Source organism: Acidiphilium sp. PM, from assembly GCF_000219295.1.
GTDB classification, from domain to species: domain Bacteria; phylum Pseudomonadota; class Alphaproteobacteria; order Acetobacterales; family Acetobacteraceae; genus Acidiphilium; species Acidiphilium multivorum.
The window spans coordinates 1-1178 of the sequence record NZ_AFPR01000553.1; the positions used below are offsets into that span (position 1 = coordinate 1).

Genomic DNA, 1178 nt, shown 5'->3' on the forward strand with positions numbered 1-1178 from the left:
CCTCCGGTGATCGATATCGACGATCCCGAGGGCCCAGGCGGCGCCCGGCTGGGAGCAATGGATTACGAGGATTTCCTCGCCACCGGCACGGCGGATTTCGACTGGTGCTTCCCCGATGACGAATGGTCGGCCATCGCGCTCAACTACACCTCGGGCACCACGGGCAAGCCCAAGGGCGTCGTCTATCATCATCGCGGCGCCTATCTGAACGGGCTCGGCAACGCCATCACCTGGAACATGCGCCAGCATCCGGTCTATCTCTGGACGCTGCCGATGTTCCACTGCAACGGCTGGTGCTTCCCCTGGACCATCACCGCGCTGGCGGGAACGCATGTCTGCCTGCGGCGGATCGACGCGGCGAGTATCGCCGCCGCCGTGGAGCGGCATGGGGTGACACATCTCTGCGGCGCACCGGTGATCATGAACATGATGATCAACGCGCCGGAACCGCAGCGGGCGGTCTATGCCGGGCGCGGCGTCGCGATGATGACCGCCGGCGCGCCGCCGCCTGCCGCCGTGATCGAGGCGATGGAAGGGCTCGGTGTCGATCTCACCCATGTCTACGGGCTGACCGAAACCTACGGCCCGGTGACCTATTGCGCCTGGCAGGAGGACTGGAACGGCCGCCCGGCGGCGGAGCGCGCGGCGCTGCGGGCAAGACAGGGCGTGACCTATGCGGTCGAGGAAGGGGCGATGGTCGCCGATCCGGCCACCCGCGCGCCGGTGCCGGCGGACGGGACGACGATGGGCGAGGTGTTCCTGCGCGGCAACATCGTGATGATGGGCTACCTGAAGGATGCGGCCGCGACGGAAAAATCCTTCGCCGGCGGCTGGTTCGCGACCGGCGATCTCGGCGTGATGCACCCCGACGGCTACATCGAGCTCAAGGACCGCTCGAAGGACATCATCATTTCCGGCGGGGAAAACATCTCGACGATCGAGATCGAGACCGTGCTCTATCGCCATCCGGCGGTCCTGGAAGCGGCGGTCGTGGCCGCGCCGGACGAGAAATGGGGCGAAGTGCCGTGTGCCTTCGTCGTGCTGCGGCCGGACATGACGGCCACGGCCGAGGAGATCATCGCCTTCTGCCGGCAGAACATGGCCCATTTCAAGGCGCCGAAGCGCATCGTGTTCAGCGAGTTGCCGAAGACCTCGACCGGCAAGATCCAGAAATACGT

At 66.3% G+C, this 1178-nt stretch carries 1 protein-coding gene; it reads left to right on the forward strand.

What is annotated here, in order from left to right:
• On the forward strand, positions 1 to 1178 hold a 1178-nt coding region (locus tag APM_RS17970; protein WP_007424822.1), incomplete at both ends, for an AMP-binding protein.